Annotated in this window: 9 protein-coding genes; 7 read left to right on the forward strand and 2 right to left on the reverse strand. The window is 34.5% G+C overall.

Annotated features, from left to right (window positions below; translation table 11 throughout):
* Positions 1-3: 3 nt before the first annotated feature.
* Positions 4-13,032, reverse strand: a complete 13,029-nt coding sequence (locus tag P7V56_RS10495) for an RHS repeat-associated core domain-containing protein (protein ID WP_171221791.1) — start codon at positions 13,030-13,032, stop codon at positions 4-6.
* 22 nt (positions 13,033-13,054) lie between these two features.
* A complete protein-coding gene (locus tag P7V56_RS10500) occupies positions 13,055-14,971 on the reverse strand; it encodes a DUF8202 domain-containing protein (RefSeq protein ID WP_171221792.1) in 1,917 nt (638 codons plus the stop codon).
* An 873-nt stretch (positions 14,972-15,844) separates the two neighbouring features.
* Between P7V56_RS10500 and P7V56_RS10505 the strand changes: the two genes are divergently transcribed.
* From P7V56_RS10505 to P7V56_RS10530, 7 genes are all read left to right on the forward strand, one after another.
* The gene (locus tag P7V56_RS10505) at positions 15,845-17,092 is read left to right on the forward strand and encodes a site-specific integrase (protein WP_171222001.1); all 1,248 of its coding nucleotides are present in this window, start codon (positions 15,845-15,847) and stop codon (positions 17,090-17,092) included.
* A 119-nt stretch (positions 17,093-17,211) separates the two neighbouring features.
* Entirely contained in the window at positions 17,212-18,051 is an 840-nt protein-coding gene (locus P7V56_RS10510) for an RteC domain-containing protein (protein ID WP_073364541.1), read from the forward strand.
* Positions 18,052-18,318: 267 nt separating this feature from the next.
* The gene (locus P7V56_RS10515) at positions 18,319-18,621 is read left to right on the forward strand and encodes a helix-turn-helix domain-containing protein (RefSeq protein ID WP_073364540.1); all 303 of its coding nucleotides are present in this window, start codon (positions 18,319-18,321) and stop codon (positions 18,619-18,621) included.
* Between the two features lie 93 nt (positions 18,622-18,714).
* Positions 18,715-19,524 (forward strand): transcriptional regulator, encoded by an 810-nt coding sequence (locus tag P7V56_RS10520; RefSeq protein WP_171221793.1) that lies wholly within the window; start codon positions 18,715-18,717, stop codon positions 19,522-19,524.
* Complete coding sequence (locus P7V56_RS10525; RefSeq protein ID WP_171221794.1) at positions 19,508-20,167, forward strand: P-loop NTPase family protein; 660 nt, start codon at positions 19,508-19,510, stop codon at positions 20,165-20,167. The genes P7V56_RS10520 and P7V56_RS10525 overlap by 17 nt, the downstream gene beginning before the upstream one ends.
* A gap of 177 nt (positions 20,168-20,344) precedes the next feature.
* Positions 20,345-20,677, forward strand: a complete 333-nt coding sequence (locus tag P7V56_RS13745; RefSeq protein WP_317174649.1) for a DUF6660 family protein — start codon at positions 20,345-20,347, stop codon at positions 20,675-20,677.
* A gap of 106 nt (positions 20,678-20,783) precedes the next feature.
* Positions 20,784-25,103, forward strand: a complete 4,320-nt coding sequence (locus tag P7V56_RS10530; protein WP_171221795.1) for a CusA/CzcA family heavy metal efflux RND transporter — start codon at positions 20,784-20,786, stop codon at positions 25,101-25,103.
* The last annotated feature ends 5 nt before the right edge of the window (positions 25,104-25,108 follow it).

Below are 25,108 nucleotides of genomic sequence, written 5' to 3' on the forward strand. Positions count from 1 at the left end.
ATATTAACTTCTAGTTTTATGATATAATTTCCAATCTACTGATTTTTTTGCAGCTCTTAATGCAGCTTTATTAGCTGATGATCTATCTCCTTGATAAGTAGCTTTTGCATCTAAATAATTCATATATTTTGCTTCATTGTTCTGTATTGATGTATAAGTTGCTTTTGTTGAAGCATCGAGGTTTTTCCAATCATCTGTTGCGCGACTTAAACTACCCCACCAAGCCATAGCGTTATACCAATCTTCCGAATGTCTGGTACCATATGAACTATCAAACTCTTTCATCCCTTGAATCAAAGTTCCAATATTTCCTTCCGCCATTGCTTCGTGATCACCTTCATATCCACTTGTGGTAGCTTGCATCCTCATATGTCTATCAAGGGTAGGATAATCAGCTTGGTTTCCCTCTGCCCTTGCCATATGATATCTACTATGTAACCCTTCATGCATTATTACTTTCGCTATCATAGTTGGATCTGCAGTTAGCATTCCATTCTTGAGAAAACCATTATGCCCAACTTTAATATTGTAACCATTTGCACCTCTCGCTGATGGAGCCATTCCAAAGTATCCACCACTAGAAGGATTGATAAAAACATTGTCTTGATTTTTTATAAATCGAGTAAAAATTGTCTTAAAGGTCGAAGTTCTATTTAATGCTTTTATAATCTTCGAATAATTCCCTCCCCAATTTAACCATACAACTTCCCTTCCATCTGGATCTATAACATTAAGTGGGTTTTGCATACAATAATTATATGGAGACATATCTTGATACTTCTCCGCTAAAGGATCCACACTATACCATATACTAATCTTAGGATCATAATACCTCGCCCCATAATAGTACAATCCCGTTTCTTCATCCAATTCCTTACCGTTAAACTTGTAAGGCGTTTGGTAGTAGCTGCTTGGCAACTGCTCTGCCATAGTTTCTCCAAAAGGTAAATTTAAGAAAAATTGGTAAGCATCGCCATTTATATCTGTTAAAGCGGTGCTGGTGCCCAAATGGTCAGGATGGTAAAAGTACAAGGGTTGCAGCGTTGGCGCTCTTTGTACCTCGGTAGTAGATTTATGTTCATCCTTATTTTCTTCATCTAATAGCTCTTGTATTTCTTCCATGGTGTAAGGCTTAAACTCCTTGAAGAATACATTTTTCCTACCTACTTTTTCTGCCAGTTGTTTTACATCGGTAATTTGTGCTTTTTGTAATTTTTTATCATCAAAAGTAGTATTCCCACTCATTCTTGGGGTACTATTTCCAAAAACTATACTAGCATTTCCGTCTCCAATTCTACTTACTATTCGTTGACTTCCGGCATAATAATGCTTGCTGTAAATACCCAGTTGATTAGTAACTACAAAGGCACTTGGGTAAGTGGTATAACCATTAATGGTCACAGGATTGGTCACCAATGTGCCGTTTTGATAAACCGCTTCAATATCTGTATTGGCTTTTAATACCCTTTCACCATTGGCATCATAAATATAATGTTGCATACCACTATTCTCATTCACCACACGCAAACGGTTAGACTCATCCCAAAGCATTTGCCTGTTATTCCCGTTATTGTCAAATTTAACAACCAGGTTTCCATTAAAGTCATAATTAAATACCTCTTGAGTAGCAGAGTTATTATCAGTCACAAAATGCACTTTGTGAGTGCCATTATAGTACTCATAATCATTCTGATAAGTATTAGGAGCAAATGCTACCCCATTCTTGATATGTTGTTGCTCTTTTTGTTGAATTCCGTGTGTACTGTTGTACTTCATCGATAAATCATAGCTACTACTATAGTCATTCCCTAAAGGTAGCTGAGATGCTTGATCACCTGTAAACGACCCATAGGCAGTTTCAAGTCGGTTCAAGTTGTCATATTTGAAAATGTGGCTGTACTTGCCTCCCATACCGTTGGGAGTGGCAGTTGCTGTATTGTTCAAACTAAGCACATTACCCACCTTGTCATATTCATATTGATTATTGAACAAATCCTGACCATTCGATAATTTTACATTCAACACATTAAGTCGTCTCAGTGAAGGAGAATACTCATATAGGGTCTCTGTTTGGTTACCATACAATAGGTATTGACGTTGTTCATAATAATCATAATCTATTCGTTCTATATAATTATAAGGAGCAGCATCAACTTCACCGGTCATTTTAAACAAGTTACCACCTAAATCGTAGTTATAGGCTATCTTTTCCCCATCAGGGTACTTCATGGCTTGAAGCCTATTCCAACTGTCATAAGCAAAGTGAGTTTCATAAGTTAAAGTCGGGATATTAGGTCCAACTACAACTCTTCTGTTATAAATCACTTCTCCCATATTACCGTACTCAAAATCCTGAATCCCGGTAGCATCTTGTTGATAAATTAATCTTCCGGTCTCATTACCCGTACTTCCGTACTTATACGTAACATTACTAATATTATCCCCTGATAAAGTATTCGGATAAATAATTTTTTCCAGTCGGTTAAAGTCATAGTAGTACTTAATGTATTGATCAACTGGACTTAAAGAGGTGTCATTTGCCAAATTGGCTGTCTGCAACTGAATTAAATTACTGGCTTTGTCATATTCAAAAACAGTTACGCCGTTATCAGGGTGGTTCACTAAAGTTTTTCTACCCAATAAGTCATAGTTATAACTAGTCACCAAGCTTTCAGCATCGGTATAAGACAATAGCTCACCTATTGCATTATAATTAAATCGTGTCCAAAGGTCTGTTGCGCCTTCGTTTTTTGTTGAAATCACTTTGCCCGATACATCTTTAAATGTTTCAGTAATGATATTTTGATTTCCATTTTGATCAATAATCGCTTTAGTTTTAATAGCCAGAGTATTGTCTACATCTGTGGCAATACTATACTCCATTATACTTGTATTACCTTCAGGATCTATTGTTTGGGTTGGCCTGTCAAGTTCATCATAGATAGTTTTAGAATAATATGGAGAATCATATTCATTGACTATATAATTCAGTTTACAATCTTTAGCTTCAAAATAAGGATGATATTGGCTAATTACCCTTCCGAAATCATCAAGTAATGATTTGCCTGAAACAGACATAGCCTCTTCATAAGTGGGTTGTTGAGCAGAACCAACATTCAATTGAATGTCTTTTTTAACTTGAATTGGTCGAGCTAAACCATCGATAAAAGTAACCGTTTCTATAGCATTACCAATATGCTGTACATCATAATGTCTTGTTATTGCAAAAGGAGTAAAAAGATTCTCATCAACACAGTCCCTCAACGGACTGTTTGCTACGGTCTCATAGGTTGGAAAATAATTAAACCTAATGGTGTACTTTTCGTCTACTTCAATTTCTTTTGGTGCTAGTATAATAGTAGTCCTTCCAAAAGAATCATATTGATAACGCATCAGATTTCCTGCTAAATCTTGAGTTTCTGTCACTTTATCAAAATTGGAATCATAGGTAGCCGACGATGAATAATTAAAGGCATCTTTAATGCCAACTATATATTTATTATAAGTAGTATCGTAAGTATAATCATAATACATAACTTGACCGTTGTGATTTTCAGGATACTCAATACGAACTAAATTACCATATACATCATACTTCATCATGGTTTGAGTTTCAACACCCGTTGAAATTAATGCCCTTATCGATTCAATATTTCCGGTCGCAGTGTCAACCGTTGTAGTTCTTTGTCTTTTCAATCCCGATGCATCGCTGACAGCAATTGACTTTGGAACAATACGAATATTATGGGCAAGTAATGCTGGGTCATCATGATACTCAATTTTAGAAGAATAATCATCAGTGGCATCAATTATATTTCCTTTATTTTCATACATTTTAACCCTGCCCTTTTCGTCGTAGGTAAAGTCAACCTCTGTAATCAATTGTGGTGTCGGGGCCAACTCATATAAATAATTGAACGTTTTGGTCATAACAACACCGGCGGTTCTTCTTCCCTCTCTTCCACCGACATCAAAATTATTAGGCAAAACATTTGAAGTGAGCTCAGTATTATCCCCATTTAATTCTCTCAATTCATAAATATTCTCAGTTCGTGAATACTTAGCATTATCATCATCGCCTTTGACAACATAAGACTCTTTTAACAACCCATTCAAGAAATAACTTTGATTATAAAATTTAGAAACAGATGTTCTGTATACACTGGTAGGCAGATTATCTGTATCCATTGCGTAATCTTGGGTCTTTACCGTTTCATATCCATAAAACTCTCTTTCTCTTCGGTCATAACGAGCTCCTTCATAAACAAAACGTTTTTTATAAACATCCCTTCCGTCGTTAATCTTGTCATAGCCATCTTCAATTATTAAATCACTCATCACCCATTTGGCGTGTGGATTATCATAATCTACAGGTTGAACTTTATAATCAATCGTAAACTTACCACCTAAAGGGTTAGTTACTGATTTAAGCATATCCGTTCGTCTGATTCTTGAGGAGTAAACCCTAACCGATCCGGGACTTAATTCTTCAACAAAATCTGGATAACCATCACCATCAAAATCAGTTAGTGTTTTTTTAGTTCTATTGGTCGAGGAACCTAAAGAAGCCGTTACAGTAACATCAGGAATTTTAAGAGGTATGGTCACTAATATCAAGTACAACGGCCATATAACAGCAAATGTAGTTGAACCATTTATACCTGAATTTACAGTCTCAGCATTATTGCTATAACCAAATTGATTACTAATCTGGGTTACATTACTGGCAAAATTATTTCCTAAATTATAATCAACGCTAAGAGATGAACCATTTGAAGATACTTTATCCATTAATCCATCTCCATTAATATCGAAAAGAGTATTATTTGTATCAGAATCTGTTCTTCCTAAGGACAACCCCGCTTCGATACTGCCATTGGCAAAATTATACCCCAATCCTCCACCAATAGTGGTACTTGAACCTGCCGCTAAGGTAAAATTACCCCAATAATTCTGAGCACTAAAAATATTGTTTCCTAAGTTCAAATCAATAGATACATTGGCCACCAAACCACTCATAGTCCTTTTAACTATATCAGGAAGACCATCGCCATTGATGTCAGCCCACATACGAGTGGTATTATTGTCTCCTGAACCAAAACTTCCTGATATCCCGGTAGAGTTTCCTCCACCTCCAAAAGCAAAAGTTCCGGGTTTACCAATATGGTCTGTCCCATTTCTTTTAACTGCGTCTGCGGCAATGGGCTTACCGGCTTTACTAAAAGTACCGGAAGCTGAAATACCCCAATTTCCGTTATCATCATCAGACATATATCCTCCTATACTTCTGTTAATAGAGTTAAATAGTCCACCGGTTTTTAAAGTATACTGTAATTTGTTTGGTGTAACTATATCCGGATAACGATCTCCATTTAAATCAATATAATCCGTTAATGTATTTGAATTTCCTCCCAAGGAAGAAACGGCAGAAGCTTGAAAACTACCAAGGCCACCACCGGCTGTAATATTTTGTCCCTTTCCTTTGGTTACTCTGTCAATTCCTATAGCTCCGGTTTCATATAATCCCTGTGTAATAGTTGTAACGCTTGGAAACACATAAGACTGAGCTAATGTTGCAGCTCTAAAGGCATCACTTGTAGCATAATTTTCATTGTGAAACCCTATCCATTTTTCAACTATGGTGTTTTCAGCACTACTCCTTACAGGGTTTGCCATCAAAAACGGAAAATTATTAATGCCCGTTTGACCTACCAATGCATTTAAATTATTATACATCGTTGTGGTCGCAGCAGGATCTTGCGGGTTAATAGCCGGCTGATTAACTATACTGTTATTGTTTAAGGCTGTCTGCAATTGAGTTGCTTGAGCATCAGTAATAGTCAACAATTCTTCTTTAATCAACTTGACTCCAAGTACAGGATCTACAACAGAATTCTGTGCTTTTTCTGGACAATAAAAAAATTGGCCCCATTGACGATACATTGGTCCAAACTGACTCAATGGTTTATGCATAAAATTAACACTGTTAGAAGATACACTTACAGGTGTTGACCCGTTCATTATTGTGGCAATTGTACCGGCATTCATCAATCTGAATAGCAATGAAACATCAGTCGGATGATTTACTACTCTGGAAGAATCATCGGTATAAATACCTACTTCAATGGCTGAACCTGATCCGGTGATAAGAATAGGACCTGTAGCAACGGTAAGTCCGTCTGCGTTGAAAATAGTCACTGAACCATTAGAAACATTAATAATTCTTTTCCCAACAAGTGTATTTCCTCGCTTTACAACAAAATTAAATACGCCATTATCTCCACTTTGAGGTTGGAAAATATTAGAGTTGAATAATGAACTAGGAATAACAGGTTGGATAGTTAAACTGGAACCACTATAGGAACTTATATCTATTGTTTTATAGTAACTACCACAGTTAAAAGGTTTGTAAATACTGTAATCCACTATAGGGTATTTAGTCTCTGCATCCGTAACTGTACCTTCTGATGTTCCTCCTGCTGTCGCAATAACATTTTGAGAGGTTGTACAAATAATTTTTGGTCTCCATTCAAATGATTTCCAATCAACGTTAGATGTTGAACGCACTCTAAATAAAAATTGTGCCTGTGAATTGGCTGCAATAACAGCACTAGTGGTAGAACTTGCCGAAATGGAATTCAAAGCAGGTGTAGGTGATACGATGGTCGTAGACCCGGGCTGACACACTTTTGAATAGATAACAGTCTCAGGATATACAATAGGGTAATTACTGGTTTGACTATTGGCTTGTCTTTTAACAATTTCATAGGTTACGGTATCCGAAGGATTATCTACGGTTATGTTGTCCCAGGTGATTTGAGCTGTGCCATTACCCGGAAAAGTTACCGGAGCACTCTGAGAAAGAATAAAACCCTCACTGTAACTACTTGAATATGGCTTTAACCCGTTTTGATCTGTAGTTGCCAACATTGCCGAATCCGTATAAGAAACTTTTGGATCCCAGTTTACCGCAGGATTACCGGTAGAAATTGAATGCACTCTAAAATATATACGATCCCCTTTTCTAACAGTTAATAGCCCTCCTTCTGGATTGCACGCTGTACTTGCGGTTGTTATATTATGAGTTATAGGAGTATTGCTATTACCTGCATTTAACTTTATACCATATAATAAACACAAATCAGATGACGGGGTATAATGGCAAGTATTTGTATTAGTTATTCTGTTTGTTATATTCTTTAAATTATTTTCATTAATCTTCTCATAATACTCTGCGAGCCAACCTCTTGCTTCAATCTGAGCTTTAGTTCTTTCCTCAGTTTGCTTTTTGATAAACGAATCAGATAAACTATTATAGTTTGTGATGAACTCTGATGTTAAACTTTCATTGAGCTCGTTAATTTCCTTTTCATTTTTGATTAAAACACCATTACTATAGTACCAATTAAGTCCATTAATAGTTTTTTTTATAGTATACTTTTTATCGTTTAACTCCATCATGAATGGTATACCTAATGAATTTAATTCATTCAATTCATTGCCATTAGCTATCGATTGTTTATAAAACAACTCTAATTCATTTTTAGAGAACTTATAATTTTTCCAATCATCATTATTGGATACATCATTAGCTAACTTGAGAGAATTTTGAGCGCAATTTACTTGCGAAAAATTGTAGATATTTGAAATAGTACCATCAACTGATGTAAACGAAATGGTATTTAGAGTTTCATAAGTATCACTTATTGTCACAGTTACTGTAGAATTTCCAGACTGTGGATTTGTATTTAAAGATACGGTTGAATTTGGATACTGGTTTTCAATGTAATTTTTAAATATTTGATAATCTGTATTATTGTAAAGTGTTAATGGGGAATATTGAATAATTTGATTATTAATGGAAATATTGGTTGAAATACCTGCTGAAGTTACAACTGGCCAAATTGGAATTGGGTCACCATTAGCCTCTCCACCATTACAACTTATAGGTAAATTAACACCTTCAACATATGAGACCCAATTGTCATCAACATACAAAAAATCCAATTGTTCATTACTCGAATATAAATGTTTTTTATAATAGACACCATCTATCAAAGTTTGGGTACAATAACCGTAATCAATACCAATAGCTTGATAGGCATCATACAAAGTGATACTCCCTTGATATGTGCCCGGAAAAGCCGACTCTAAATCAACTAACACATCCTCATTTCTATATACAAAATCACTTGAAATTATATCATGATTTGTTCCGTTAGCATTAATATAATTAAACGTTCTTCCTAAAAAAGTAGGCCCCGAATAATCTCCATTAGACATATACAAAGGATGAGCTGTTGCAAAAGGTGGGAATATTCCAGTAGCCAGATTATAAAGAGAACTACCAACTAAATAAGTTAACCTTAATGAAACATTTTCAGCGCCATCCCTGTCATAATTACTCCAACCTTCATTAAATTGACCTAGATGTTTGGCTATTTCAAAATCTCTAAAAACACTTCTCGGAAGAGGAAAACTTACGGTGTAGCATTTTGGCTCTTGATATAGCTCCATTTCAATTGTTGCTATAGCTTCCTTGGTAGGGTCTGTATTTTCAATTACATTATCAATTCTAATCGTTCCATCAGCAGGTGCTTCCCAAACTTTCACAACATCATAAGCCGGCGTTACATCTTCTAAGACCTCATCCGGTGGAGTAATTTCGTTGGGTGCCGCTTTAATAATCATATTCTCAGTTCGCTCACTCTCAGGTTCAAAAAAAGGAATATCGCCTTGAATTCTGTTAAAATAAACAGTACCAAAACTTTCAATATCCATCAATCCATCACCATTAGCATCAGTAAAATAGACATTACTTCTTGATTTATTATTGGAACCATCCCATCCAAAAATAGCACTTCCTCCCGATGTTCCGGCATTTAACTGAATATTGTAACTTGAAGATTCACCATGTGACTTATAAAAGTCTGTGATGGAACCGTCAATACTGGTAATATTTTTAAAACCACTGAAAGAATGCGTAATAACAGGCTCGTTGTTAGCATCATAAGTTCTGGTAACATAGTGTTTTTTCCAATACAACCTGTTATTAAATTTATAAACACAATCTTCAAGACCATCACCATCAATATCAATTAGGGCTGATAATGATTCGCTGTTCTCCCAACTATGACTAAAGCCACCGCCAATAGTCATTAATTTATGCCCGTTATTCCATTCAAAATCAATTCCAAAACCAAGATGTCCACCGGCATTGAAAGAAGATGACGAAGAAGAACCTAAAATCGCTCCTACACTAACAAAAGATGGTATAATTCCGTTGATGAAGAAACTTGAATTATAAAGTGGAGGACAATCTGGATCAATAGTGTTACCCACTCCTTCAAAACTGATAGTGTGATTCCCTAACAAATTATGGAAATAATCACTGTTGGTTGATAATCCTCTATTTAATGTACCTTTCCCTTTTTCTTTAAAAATACTATCTGCCGGATTAAATTCCTTTTTTGCACCAAATAACGATTGAGTATTGGTTATTGAAGAAAGCTTTTTAAGAGTTCCTGATGATTTTACTTTTAAAGTATTGCAGTCCAATTCAGTAAAGGAATAACTTTTAGACTCACCATTACTTGATACTAAATTAATAGTATCAAATCCCATATAAGAATTAGTAGCTGTAATTGTTAATGTATTTTCATCTGAAATTACTTTACACCCAAAAGTGTTCTCAATATGAGATACAAAATCAGCTAAATTATAATTTGTGCTTCCAATAGATTGTTTAGAATCAAAACTATATCCCTTATTAAACTGATTTACAGGTATATCATTAATCTTAACAGTAGTTGAAAAATCATTTCCGAGAGATGAATTTTTTGGGAATGGAAAACTAACACTATAACACTTTTTGCTTTCAGTTTCGCCAACAATAGTTTTTACATTATTGCTTTTTCCGCCGGTATTTGGGTTAGATGTGGTAGGACACACTGTTTTAATACTCCAAAAGGTTTCCAATAACGGCGCCGTAACTCTTACATTTATGGTGGTAGGATAAGCACTGGTTTTATTTATTAATAGAGTTCCTATTGCAGTACTTGTGGGGGTAACTAAATTGATATCAGAGGCTGGAATTCCTAAATTTAAAAGCATTTGATAATAACTCGTAGATCCATTACTACCGTATGATCCAACATAATGTGATGTACTATATGCGCCACCATTTGTTGCAGTGCCACCATTCCAGGAAACTTCGAATTTATCCGGTATTCCAAAAGCATTGTAGTCAATACCAAAATTACCTGTTCCTGTTCCTACTTCAACAACATAATTATAAACACCGGTTTGACCATCAGTTACAGCCAAATACTGCCCACAACCTAAAGTTGTTGGACATCCGTTATTATCCAAATTACCGGCTACCTCTGGACAATTATCATCGACATCACAAACACCGTCATTATCCATATCAGCACACGGCGGACATCCGTTATTTTCGGGTAATCCGGGAACATCAACACACTGATCAGCAGCATCACAAACTCCATCACCATCTTTATCAGGACATTCATTCGTTGAATTTTCGAAACAAATTGTTTGATCAACCCCGCTTGAAAAATATACATCATTCCCATTTCCATCTGATAAATCATCATAATACTCAAATGTATGTTTATAAAATTCTTTATCATCCTTATCGAGTTCTGCAACCGATATAAGTTGAGACTTTTTAAACTTGCTCAAAGTAGGGTTATATCCAAAAACATATTTCCTTATAGGCTTAATGCTATCCGCTTTTTTTACTATTATTTCGGTTAGCAAATATGGATCAATTTGCTTTACGCCCAAGCGAGCGTTGATTGTAATATCAGGACGAAGCTCTTTTGCTAAAAATTTTACCTCATATGATCCATCTACGTTGTTAAATCCTGTATACTTTATAACATTTATTTTAAATATTTGACCTCCAACCAAATTGGCTTGAGAGGGTGAACCATTACCGGAAAAGTTGGCATTATTCTCGTAATAATACTTAACATTATTAGTAAATACATCTTCGGTCATATAGATACCCCAATACACAATTTGTCCGGCTGAATTTTTTATAACCGAGTTATTCACTACACCATCTTTACCACCATACCAGCTTACTGTTCCGTCTGTTGCGGTAACTTTCCAATAATAATTGGTTGGATTATCACCAAGTCTTTGAATCAATGCAAAACTACCCTGCTTTCTTGGAGTAAAAATGGCATCATTCATTCGTGGTACTGGGGTGGTATCATAGAATCCTCCAATTTCTTGATGTCGATTTGGCATCCAATCTTGTCCGTTTACTTTAGGATACATGAGCTGTTCACCATTTAAGGTATAAATTTCTGTTTCATGATCGGGATCTAATTTTGGAACACCCCAGCGGGTATCAATAGTAATAGCCGGCACACTAATATTCCAACCATTCCCAAGCCAATTATTTCCGCCTTCATTACTATATTGAACAGCAAGCTGAGGTTGCATCCCCTTTCTTCCAGCAGGTATTTTAATAGGATAACTAAAGTTGGCATCTCCCTTTTGCGATACTTCCGGCGGACTAATAAGCGTCATTTCGGAAGACGGATCTGCTGCTTTAATATCATTCATCATCGTGGGGGTAAAACCAGCGGTTTCCGGACTTTCTGGAGTTTGTATTATTCCGTTTACATAATCTGTAAAATGATTCGTTAACGAGTGGATAATCTTTTCTTCTGTGTTTATTGTATCTCTTTTAACAGCAACCCAACTTTTAGAATCGGTATTAAAATAAAAAGTCTTAATGTCATTTGCTGTATAACCTTTAGGAATTAAGTTTTCATCATAAGCAATGGATAGCACAACCGGATTTTCAAATTTTGTCCCATCAGGCAAAAACCGATAACCGAACCCTCCTTTAGTAACATTAATCATTCCCGAACTCATCGGTGCTATATCTATTGAACGTAATTTTTTTATAGTAATCTCTCTGTCCTCGGTTAAAGAACTATCTTTTAGAGTTATTTTAGCACCATTAGTTTGCAAAAAATTTGATTGTCGAGCTTTAAAAAAGCGAGAAACGCTTTCTTCAACTTTCTCAATAGGAAACATTTTATCAGCCTCAATTATGTTTTCTAAAGAAATAATCTCTTGTCCTATCAGCCCTTTTTCATCTGTAGCTTTAACAATAATGAATCCTCGCTTTTTTAAAGTTTCCGTTAAGGTTAAAAAACCTTCAAATTCTCCATCAGTATAGGATACCAAATCGTTTTCAAAGTGTATTTTAACATCATTAGAAACTGAATTTCTCAGAAAACCTTTGACATAAACTTGATTATTTTTAAAATAAGTCGTGGTTAAATTTGAAACTACTAACTTGGGAGAGACACCGCCTTTAAATTCCTCAACTTCAATCTTTAAATTCTTAACTTGGTAATTATAAAAGGCTCCCGCAGGTATTCCAAACATAATTTTATTTTCTCCTGTTTTTAACCAATTAACATCAATCTCTTCCCTTTGGGAAGTCCATCCCATCTGTTTCTTAATAAGATACCCTCCGGTTGATAATCGACTGTTAATACTTCTTGAAACGGCGGTATAATCCTGAGCACCAAACAAATCATAAGTGAGATATACTTTACTGTTTGAATCCGGTAAGTCTTTGAGATAAATTTTAAATAAATTATCACTGGAGTCATCCAATGGTCTTTCCTTTGATACCCCAATAAATCCTGAAGTAATATCCGAGGACACTGTGTAATTAGTTGTAATACCTACTTTTTTCAATACCCCATCATCATTGCTTTTCAACATTGGTATATTGGTTTCCCTAACAAGATTTTTTTTGTTTAAAATCGAATTGTCAGAAACATTAATTCTTGACTCTTCATTATTTAGTAAATATCCTTTATAGTGTAATGGCTCTTTGTAATTTAAAGACGCAATAATCAAGTTTTGAGAAGGAGCTATAAAACTATTATGAAGCATAGCCAATAACATTATCCTATGAATAGTGTTTAATACATTTCTTTTAATTCCAAAAGTCGTAGCTCTGTTTTGCATAAAATATAATATTAAAGGATTATTATTGGATAATTAACTTACTGGTATACGAAACACCTTCTTTAGTTATGATAACAAAATAGGTTCCCGATACACTTAAATTGTCGCGATATTCAAATTGTTGTATGGCTCCTAAATCTGTTTTCTTTATGTTTCTGCCATTAACATCTAGTAAGGTTACAGTAACGTTTTCACTTTTTTCAAATGTGAAACTAATAGTAAAATTCTCATTAGTTTTGGTCGGATTTGGATAAATCTTCCAATTATCAATAACTCCTTTTAGATTTTCACGAACAGTAAAATCAAATGTCTTTATACAACCATTTTCATTGGTTAACACTAAACTATATTCCCCGGGAATTGTTGCTAACATTTCTTTATCTGATGATACCAATTTTGTATTATTAAACCATTCAAAACCTTTTATAGAAGTTATATTTTGTGTCTCTGGCTTTATTATAACATTGCCTTCGTCATTTAGTACCCACTCTTTAAACAAAGAAACTGGGCTGTCAACAAAACCATCTACTGTGAATGATGATTTTTGGACTTTTGAAGTAGCATCAGTAATTTCAAGTTGGTAATTACCATCTTTTAAATGGTCTACCTCTAAAAAATCATCATTTAAATAATAGTCTTTGGAAAAATGATCAGAAAACAACTTTAATTTAAAAGGCGCATTACCTCCAACAATCGTTATTTTAGCTTTACCATATTGTCCCAAACTACAATTGGCAGCTTCTATTTCCTCTTTAACAATAAAATCAGATGCCTTTACAAAAGTCATCAGGAATGAAGTATTGCTCTTCAATAACACCTTGTTAAAAACCAAATTATTTTCTTTAATTTCAGATTTGATGTAATGTGCTGATTTAAAATTGAATGTACCGCTCTGAGTTGTATCTATAGCTAACCAAACTATATCATTAGTAGAGTAGCCCTCATTTTTTAAATCGTCAATAACCATTTCTTCTTTATTCAAAATTATTTGAGTCGTAAACACAGTATTTAATTTTCCTCTTGACTCTAGTTTCCAAACTCTGTTCATCTTTTTATAATGTCCCTCATTCTCTTTAATCAAAGTAGTTTGATTATTGTCTCCCCAAATTATAAAAGTCTTGTCCTCAATCTTTTCCTTGTTGAGTTCGTTACTTTTTTCAATCTTATTGAATCCAATATACAATCCGTCTTTTTCAAAGTTGCCGGTTTGCTTTTGATTGAGTTCAAACAAATCATCCCTACCAATTCCGGAAACCCTGTAACTATAATCTTTGTTGTCTTTGAAACACCAAATCCTTTCTTTACTTGAATTATAATAATCTTTATCACCTTTTAGTGAAATACCATATTTAATAGATAGATAACTCTCTATCATATTTTGCTCTAACTGATTTAAATATCTTGGGAAATAAATCAACTCCATCATCATGTTTTTCCCTTCTTCATCTTCATAAAATAAATCGTCAATAGCTATACTCCCTTTCTTTTTTGTCAAAGTAGAGTTCTTATTACAGGCATAAGTAATCAGCATTCCCTTCTCAGAATTATCTTTATTCAGCAATAAATCTTTATCAGAAACAATTTTTTTGGTAGTAAAAAGTGTTTTATTACCATCTTTTTCAATGGTTAAAACTGCATTATCTTCACTAGCAGGACTTTTAATAACCGTAAAAAGTGTAGATTCTTTTTTAACTATATTTTTAAACCTTTTTTGAATGTTATTTTTTGAAAAATCCACAATCGGATTAAAATTAAAATAGTGCACTAACTCATTTTCTTTATTTAAAGAACCCTCACTGGAAAACTTTTGAGGAATATCCAAAGATTTAATCCATAGTCTACAGTCTAAAATTTGCTTATTTTCTTGAGAATAAATTGTTGAAAAACATAAGACAAGAATAGCATTAAGCAAATACTTTTTTAAGAATTGATTTTTCATAGGTATAGTTATAAAGATTGCTCGAAAAAAACAATACAGACAACTGTAGTGTAACTCTTTCACGAGCACATTCTGTTAAAATTCAAAACAAAAGCAGGTAAATCTGCACTATAAAAAAAATATTGGACGAACCCTGTCTAATGAAAAGATGGGCTTGATGGAACTATGAAGTGGTATTTTAGTTCCATTTGATTACGAATATAATAAAAAATTGTAAGAAAAAATTTTTTATTACCTTTTTTGATAAAAAATAATACAGAAATGAGTACTAAAAATAAAAAAGTGATTTCAAAAATTGAAAACACAACATATTGCAAACGAATTACAAAACAATTAATTTCTATCTCATTTCATTACTAATAAAAAACCATCAAAGTTATTTGTGTGATAAGAAATTTAATTCGTTATACGAATTGGTAATTTTCTGTATTGCATTATAGAGTAATCATTATTTTAAATAATAACCAAAAAAATGCAGAATTCTATTAGCAAATTTTGTAATTTTACCTTGCTTATTACAAAGTAGTAAAGTAGTTGCCCTATAGGTGCACCTATAAAATCAGTCCTCTGTAAAGCCTTGAAAATACTGACATTGTTCAAAGATATCCGGAGCCTCTTTCTCCGCTGATATTTTATCAAAATGAATTAAAACCCTTTAAACTCAACGTTTAAAGGGTTTTTTCGTTTCACCGAATAACCAAATTATTCATGTTTTCTCAAATAAAAGGTGCACAATCGGTGCACCTTGAAACCGAGAAAAAAAGTGCACCTATTTTTACCTCATCACCAGTAAAACAAGAAGTTTAGAGAATGAACATCTTGACCAGTATTGATAATAAATGTAAATTATTTATCAATTTAAAGGTTACCAAAATGAATGCTAAAATCACAGTACTTTTCTATTTAAGAAAATCAAAAGTCAATGCCCTGGGGCAAATGCCGATTTATCAGAGAATAACAATTAACGGACAGAGGTTAGATATTAGTTCCGGCTTTTTTATTCAAGAGGAAAAATGGTCTAAGGAAACTACCAAAATCAAAGGAAATTCAGAAGAAGCTCGTATCATTAATGGTCAGCTTGAAATGATTAAAGCGAAGGTTTATGAAACTCAAAAGAAGTTATTCATGAACCAAGAAGAAATTAACTTCGAGAACTTTAAAAACGAATACCAGGGCAAAAAAGAACGTGAACGAATGCTCATACCTATCTTCGAAGAGCACAATCGTAAAATTAAAGAATTGGTCGGCCAAGAATATGCTGCCGGAACATTGGAAAGATATCAGACCTCACTAAAACACACTAAAGACTTTATTTACTGGAAATACAACATATCTGATATCAATATTGAAAAGATAGACCATGCCTTTATCATGGAATATGAATTCTATCTTCGAAGTATTCGCAAATGCGCAAATAATTCAGCGGTAAAATACATTAAGAACTTCCACAAGATAATTAATCAGTGTATCGCAAATGGTTGGCAACAAAAAGACCCATTTGTAAATTATAAAGCCAAAATGAAAGAGGTCATTCGTGAGTTTCTTACTGAAAAGGAAATCGAGGATATCATAAACAAGAAATTTGTTTCTGAACGTTTAGAACTTGTTCGCGACATTTTCATTTTCTCATGCTTCACCGGTTTAGCTTACATCGATGTTCAACAACTTACTTCCGACAATATTACTTTGGGTATCGATGGTGATAAGTGGATTTTCAAAAACCGACAAAAAACCGATACAGCTTCAAAAATTCCATTGCTGCCAACAGCACAGAAAATAATATCCAAATACGAGAATCATCCGGTTTGTATAAATGAAAACAGATTACTGCCTATTTTAAGCAACCAAAAAATGAACGCCTACCTAAAGGAAATAGCTGATGTATGCGGTATTAAAAAAGACTTAACCTTTCACATTGCCCGACATACTTTTGCGACAACAGTAACGCTGTCTAACGGTGTACCGTTGGAAACCGTCAGTAAAATGTTAGGGCACACCAATTTGAAAACTACCCAACATTATGCTAAAATCTTAGACAAGAAAATTAGTGAAGACATGATAGCTTTAAAATCTAAATTCGGGACTAACTCATACTTAATTACTCATAAATCAGGAACCTGATTTGGTTTTAAACCATATCAAATAATATTGTTTTAAAGTACACTTTTTGTGTACTTTTTTATTTTATAAATTACAGTATTTTAGCACAAAACAAACCAAATCAATATAAACTATACATCATGCAATCATTTTGTGGTGAATTCTTTTGCAAGGTTGATTCTGAAATTTTAAGAACTGAAACGACTTATAATTCCCCAATTTGCCAAGCCAAACATTTGTCAAATTATTTGGAAGAAAAGCTCAATGAGTTATTTATTTGGCTGGAGGGTTATGAGTTTAAAAACATCGAAGAGGAAATTTTCTTTTTCAAGGAGTTAAAAAGCAAACTAACCTCAAAATACATTTATTACCACAAAATTCTGGAAATAGAATCCAAGGCACCTAACACCAGCCGGAAACTAAAAATCAAATATTACAAAGATGTAATTGTCAAATGTCATCAGGCATCAACCAAGGATAAAGAGTTTTACAAGTATTACCGCAGCGGTTTTACACATTATGATCACATGTACTTTACGAGGTATGGAACCAAACAATCAATCAACAAACACATTGCTAGAATTTATATTGATGTTAGGCGCTGCAGTTTATACGATTATAATGTGGCCTTAATTTTGGCCAACGATAATCTTATTGAATTCTACGAAGAACGAATAGAGGAACTGACAAATATTTCCAAAAGCTTATTCTATAACACCAAATCAAATCTTAATTGGACCGGTACTAAGGTCGACTTAATCGAGCTTGTTTATGCGCTTCATGCATCCAAAGCAATCAACCATGGCAATAATGACATCAAAGAGATTGCAATGTGTTTAGGTAGGATGTTAAACGTTGATATTGAAGATGGATTGTATCGGGCATATCTCGATATCAAAGCAAGAAAGAACAACAAAACAAAATTTCTGAACACACTTTCAGAAAACCTCAACCAAAAGATGATTGAGGAAGACAATTAAAACCCTGGTCTGCGACTAGGGTTTTAATTTATCCCAACTTGGGAACAACTTGGGAAAATACTATCTACTTTCAGTTTTGATTATTTTTTGTACTGTTCTACCAATCAAGCTATTTCAAAGGAGTGAAATTATAAATCTGAAACCCCAATAAAATCAAAGTGTTTAATCTAATTTGACTTAAAATCGTTCCCAACTTGGGTTCAACTTGGGAATAAAAAATTAGCAAATGAATTTGTTTTGTCACATAACAAATAAAACACTTTCATTATGAACTTACACCCAAGAAAATTGTTTCCGGAAGTTGATAATTTAGAGCTACTAAGTCATCAACCAATCACGAAAAAGGACCTATTAAACTTCAGTCATGTACTACTGTCTGAAATTCAAGAAATGCTCGGAAAAACAGAACAACCGGCACAATGGTTAAAATCAGCGGAAGTCCGCAAGCTGCTCAAAATCTCCCCAGGCACTTTACAAAACTTACGCATCAATGGTACACTCAACTACAAACGTATCGGCGGCATCATTTTCTACAAATACGAAGACATTAAAAAAATGCTCGAGAAATAGTATGGAACCATCAAACCAATGCAACGGAACATGCGAAGCATGTGACTGTATAAAAGTCATAATTCTTAAAAATTCAATTTTAATACTACTACCATGAATTACATAAAACACCTCTCCGGCTTTTTTGAAAAAGTAGTGCTCGATTACGACTTTAATCCTACACACATAAGTCTTTACATTGCAATATTTCAAGTATGGAATCAAAACCGTTTTGTAAATCCCATCAGCATCTCCCGGGACGAATTAATGCGTATTAGTAAAATAAGTTCCAAAGCAACTTACCACAAATGCATTAAGGATCTGGTTAAAAACGGCTATATAATCTACTCTCCGTCTTACAACCCATACAAAAGCAGCATGGTGGAAATATTGGAACTCGATTTTTATACAAAACCCATCACCCGCAAGGAAGCCAAAAAACTAAAAAATGAACAAGTTGATGAACCGGTACTGAACCAGCACTGTACTAGTAATGATACAAGTACTGAACAGGTATATATATATACAAACAATATAAACAATACAAACAGTTTAAACGATATAAATAGCGAATCAAAAAAAATTGAAAAATTAAATTTTCAACCGGATTTTACAAACGAAACAGAACCAAAAAAAAAGTTGCGCGAAAAAAAAAGGTACAACCCCGATGATATTCCACCAAACTTCGAAGACCTCCAAAACTACTTCATCGAAAAAAGCAGCACCATTCAAGAAGCCGAAAAGTTTTTCAATTATTACACAAGCAAAGGTTGGTTAGTTGGTGGCAAGTCCAAAATGAAAGACTGGAAAGCATCAGCCAATAATTGGATAATCAATACAGAAAAGTTCAACCCAAAAAACAGCGCACCTCAGCCCAATCATTTACACACCTCAAATCAGAAAAACTATGACGAACCATTGTAAATTCATCACAGATACTTTTACGGTTGATGGTAACGACAAAGTATATGATTTTAAAAAATGCTTAGATTACATCGAATACCATGGAAAAGTTCAATACGGAAAATCGTTTAAAATTAACGAAAACGATTGTCCAACATTCTACAAGTTATTAATTTACATGATTAAAGACCAAAGCGAGGCCCAAAAACTCCAAATCGATTTGTCAAAAGGTATATTGTTGTCCGGGCCAATTGGTTGTGGCAAAACATCCATCATGCACCTTATCCGGCCTTTCGCGGTTCAAGTATCCGATTATAAAATTAAAACCTGTCGAGAAATAGCATTCGAGTTTGCAAAACACGGTTACGAAGTGCTAGAACCTTATACAAAAAGAAACAACAACCAATCCCGATTATCAGGTTATTGCTTCGACGACTTAGGCGCCGAACAACAAATCAAGCACTTTGGAAATGAATGTAACGTGATGGCCGAAATACTTATAAGTCGTTATGAGGAATTTATATATAACAAATCCATCACGCATTTAACAACCAATCTATCTGCCTCAGAAATTGAAAAACATTATGGCAACCGGCTACGCTCCCGAATGAGAAACATGTTCAACCTCATCAGTTTTCCAACAACCTCAAAAGACAAACGTTAATCTATCTTTTCTTTGAATGCGTGCAACATACCGATTTTTAAAGTTGATTAATCCTTTATGCAGTGATAAGTAACCAAAGAAGTTTAAAAATCTTGAAAAAAAATATCAAAAGAAATAAGTTTGACAAACGAATACAATTTTTATAGTACTTAATAAAAATTAACTATTTTTACACTCGTGAAACTCTTAAACTACATATTATCAATCTATCTAGTGGCACTATCTTGTTTGCCTTGTGCAGATATGGAAGTAAGTAGTGCAGCACACAAAGCTGCAGAGGTTTCATCTAATCACAATGAAAAATCCCATAACCACGATAAAGAAAAGGATTTATGTTCTCCTTTTTGCAGTTGTAATTGTTGTGGCTCTCAAATAGTAAGTTATTTTAAGATTTTAACTGTAAATTTTGCAGTAGTTTCCAAAAATATTAAAACACAGTTACCTTCGTACACTTCTAAATTCACTTCCAATTTCTACGGAAGTATTTGGCAACCACCTCAGATAGCATAATGATGCCCGTCCCGAAACTTCGGGATTCGGGTTAGAAAGTTGTAACCTTTTACAAATAATAGCAAAAATAAATTTTGCTGATTTTCTAATTCATTATAATATTTCAATGTTAGATAAAATAATACAGTTCAGTATAAAGAACAAGTTTGTAATACTCTTATTTACTTTAGTTCTAATAGCATTCGGTAGCTATTCCATTAAACAATTACCACTCGATGCCTTGCCTGATGTTACCAATAATCAGGTTCAGATTATAACTACTGCCCCAACACTGGCAAGTCAGGAAGTAGAGCAATTAATTACCTATCCTTTAGAGCAATCGGTAAAAACCATCCCAAAGGTTATCGAGCTGCGAAGTATTTCCCGCTTTGGCCTTTCGGTAGTCACCGTCGTTTTCAAAGATGATGTTGATATTTATTGGGCAAGAGAACAAATTTTTCAAAGACTTGCAGAAGCCAAAGAAAACATTCCGGCTTATGCAGGTTCGCCTGAATTGGCACCAATATCAACAGGATTAGGCGAAATTTATCAATACGATGTCTATGCCAAAAAAGGATATGAAGACAAGTATGATGCTATTAAATTAAGAACCATTCAGGACTGGATTATCATTCCGCAATTACAAGGCATCGAAGGTGTTGCCGAAATAAGTACCTGGGGCGGAAAACTAAAACAATACGAAGTGGCAGTAAACCCAAACACTTTAAATAGCTTGGGTGTTACAATTACTGAAATATTTGATGCTTTAGAAAAAAACAATCAAAATACAGGAGGTGCCTATATTGAAAAAGACCAATACGCCTATTTCATTCGAGGCGTGGGTATGGCAACGGGCATCAAAGATTTAGAAAATGTAGTAGTCAAAAACAGAAACGGCGCTCCGGTTTTAGTTCGTGATGTCGCAACAGTGCGGGAAGGTATTGCCTTGCGTTATGGTGCTTCTACCAAAGATGGTAAAGGTGAAATTGTATGTGGTTTAGCTTTAATGTTAAAAGGCGAAAACTCAAGCGCTGTTGTAGAAAGAGTAAAAGAAAAAATGGTCCAAATCAATAAAACACTTCCCGAAGGTGTCGTAGCCGAAGCTTTTATTGACAGAGGAAAGTTGGTAGATAACGCCATCGGAACTGTGACTAAAAATTTATTAGAAGGTGCCTTAATAGTAATATTTGTACTGATATTATTTCTTGGTAATCTTCGCGCCGGACTAATTGTAGCATCAGTAATTCCATTATCAATGCTTTTTGCCGTAATTCTAATGAACCACTTTGGTGTAAGTGGTAACCTAATGAGTTTAGGGGCTATCGATTTTGGTATTATTGTCGATGGTGCGGTAATCATTGTTGAAGCTACTATGCACCATTTGCAAAAACTCAAACGGCAAAAGAATTTAACCCAGGCTGAAATGGACAGTGAAGTATATAAATCAGCTTCAAAAATCCGTAACAGTGCAGCATTTGGAGAAATCATCATTTTAATAGTATACCTGCCAATATTAGCATTAGTAGGCACCGAAGGTAAAATGTTCAAACCAATGGCAATGACAGTGGGTTTTGCAGTTATCGGAGCATTTATTTTGTCATTAACTTATGTACCAATGATGAGCGCCATGTTCTTATCAAAAAATACCGAACACAAAACCAATTTTAGCGATAAAATGATGGCATGGTTCGAAAAAATATATGCCCCGTTTTTAGATAGAGCATTGCGTTTGAAAAAAGCGGTTTTAGGTATTTCGCTAGGATTGTTTGTTTTGGCAGTAGTTACTTTTCAAAATATGGGTGGCGAGTTTATTCCAACTATCGAAGAAGGCGATTTAGCCATCAATGCTACCATAATGACAGGAAGTTCATTAAGTCAAATGGTTGAAACAACAACCAAATACGAAAAAATCCTAAAAGCCAAATTCCCTGAGATAAAAACGATTGTTACCAAAATCGGTAGCGGTGAAATTCCAACCGATCCAATGCCAATAGAAAGTGGCGATTTAATCATTGTTTTAAAAGACAAATCCGAATGGACATCTGCTGATAATTGGGAAGATTTAGCCAATTTAATGAAAGAAGAAATGGAAGCCATTCCGGGTGCCAATATCGAAATTTCACAACCTATCCAAATGCGTTTTAACGAATTAATGACGGGAAGCCGAAGCGATATTGCCATCAAAATTTTTGGGGATGATTTAGAGGTTTTAGATACCAAAGCCACCGAATTAATTTCAAAGATTAACAAAATTGAAGGTATTGGCGATTTAAAAGCCGATAAAGTAACCGGATTGCCTCAAATAACTGTCAAGTACGATTACAATAAAATCGCTTTGTATGGTTTGAATATTGCTGATATCAATCAAATAATCCGCTCGTCTTTTGCGGGCGAAAGCGCAGGTAAAATCTATGAAGAAAGCAAACGTTTTGATGTAGTCGTTCGTTTAAATAAAGACAACCGTAGTGATATTACAGATGTTAGTAATTTATTTATTCCATTACCTAACGGCCAACAAGTGCCACTTTCACAAGTAGCTGCAATCAATTATGAGCAAGGTCCGGTTCAAGTTTCCCGTGAAGATGGAAAACGAAGAATTACTGTTGGTTTAAATGTTCGTGGTCGCGATATAAAAAGCGTAGTCGAAGAAATCCAACAAAAGTTAGAAACCAATTTCAAACTTCCTGCTGGCTACTATGTTACTTATGGTGGGCAATTTGAAAATCTAGTCGAAGCCAACAAGCGCCTTTCAGTGGCATTGCCAATTGCTTTAGGGCTTATTATGGTTTTATTGTTTTTCACCTTCAATAGCATGAAACAATCGCTATTAATCTTTACAGCCATTCCATTATCAGCTATTGGTGGAGTTTTTGCCTTATGGTTGCGCGGAATGCCGTTTAGTATTTCGGCCGGAATTGGTTTTATTGCATTATTCGGTATAGCAGTTTTAAACGGAATCGTACTGATTTCGTATTTCAACCAACTCAAATCAGAAGGAATAACCGACCCGTTACAACGTGTCTTAATCGGAACAAAAACCAGACTTAGACCGGTATTAATGACAGCTGCCGTAGCTTCATTAGGGTTTCTTCCAATGGCATTGTCAACCAGTGGCGGTGCCGAAGTGCAAAAACCATTAGCCACCGTAGTAATTGGCGGATTGGTTTCAGCAACATTGCTAACATTAATCGTATTACCAATTTTATATTTACTCTTTGAGAAAGGAATTAAAAGAAGAAAAAAAATGTCAAATCCAATCGTAACAATAATCGTTTTATTAATCAGTAGCTTTTCATTTGCTCAAAACGGCCAAACCATAACGCTGGAAAAAGCCATTGAAAAAGCTAAATCCAGTAACATCGATTTAAAAATTGCCGACAAGGAAATTGAAAAACAAACCGCTCTCAAAAAGACAGCCTTTCAAGTAGATCCTTTGCAGGTTCAATACCAAGGCGGACAGTTCAATAGTGTCGATTATGACCACAATGTTTCCATTCAGCAATACTTTCCTATTGGTAAAATCACAAAAGCCAACCGCCAGCTTCAGGAAGAATTGGCAAAATTGGCTGAAAAGCGAAAAGCATTAACAGAATATGAAATCGAAAAAGCGGTAACACTTGCCTATTATCAATATTTATATGGTGTCTCCATTCAAAAACTGAATAATGAACTTTTCGACATTTATTCCAAATTTCTAAAAAATGCAGAGCTTCGTTTTCAAACAGGTGAAAGTGGTAATATCGAAGTAATTAGTGCCAAAGCCAAAGTAAAGGAAATCGAAACCCAAAAAGCACAATTAGAGTATGATTTGGTAGTATATCAAAAACAATTGCAGTACTTCATTCAAACCGATGAAAATGTGGTACCTGATGCTTCAACACCTTTGCAGTACGCCTATTTAGCGGATAGTAGTAGTTCTAAAGTAGAAGTATTGGTAAACGACTATTACACACAGCAAATTGCAGTATATCAAAAAGAAGCCAATACGTTTAAAGCGTTGCGAACTCCAAAATTAGGATTGGGTTATTTCGGGCAAACCATTGATACTAAATCTTATTTCCAAGGATTCACGGCAGGTTTGCAGATACCATTATTTGGCGGAGCAAATACCGCTAAAGCCAAAGCATCGCAGATAAGTATTTCACAATCACAGTTAGAATCGGATAAAAGCAAACTGACTTTAAAATTGCAAAAAGAAGAACTGCAAAATGAGTTCGAAAAACAGAAAAAAGCACTAGTATATTACCAAAACGAAGGATTGCAATACGCAGAACAGATTATAACAACAGCACAAAAAAGTTATGCCAATGGCGATATGAGTTACTGGACCTACATCAGTTTTCTGAATCAAGCCATTGATATCAAAAAGCAAAACGCTGAAGCAGTTAATACGTACAATCAAAGTGCAATACAATTGCAGTTCCCATCATTTTCTAACAATAAATAATTCTC

Source organism: Flavobacterium sp. IMCC34852 (assembly GCF_030643905.1).
Lineage (GTDB): Bacteria > Bacteroidota > Bacteroidia > Flavobacteriales > Flavobacteriaceae > Flavobacterium > Flavobacterium rivulicola.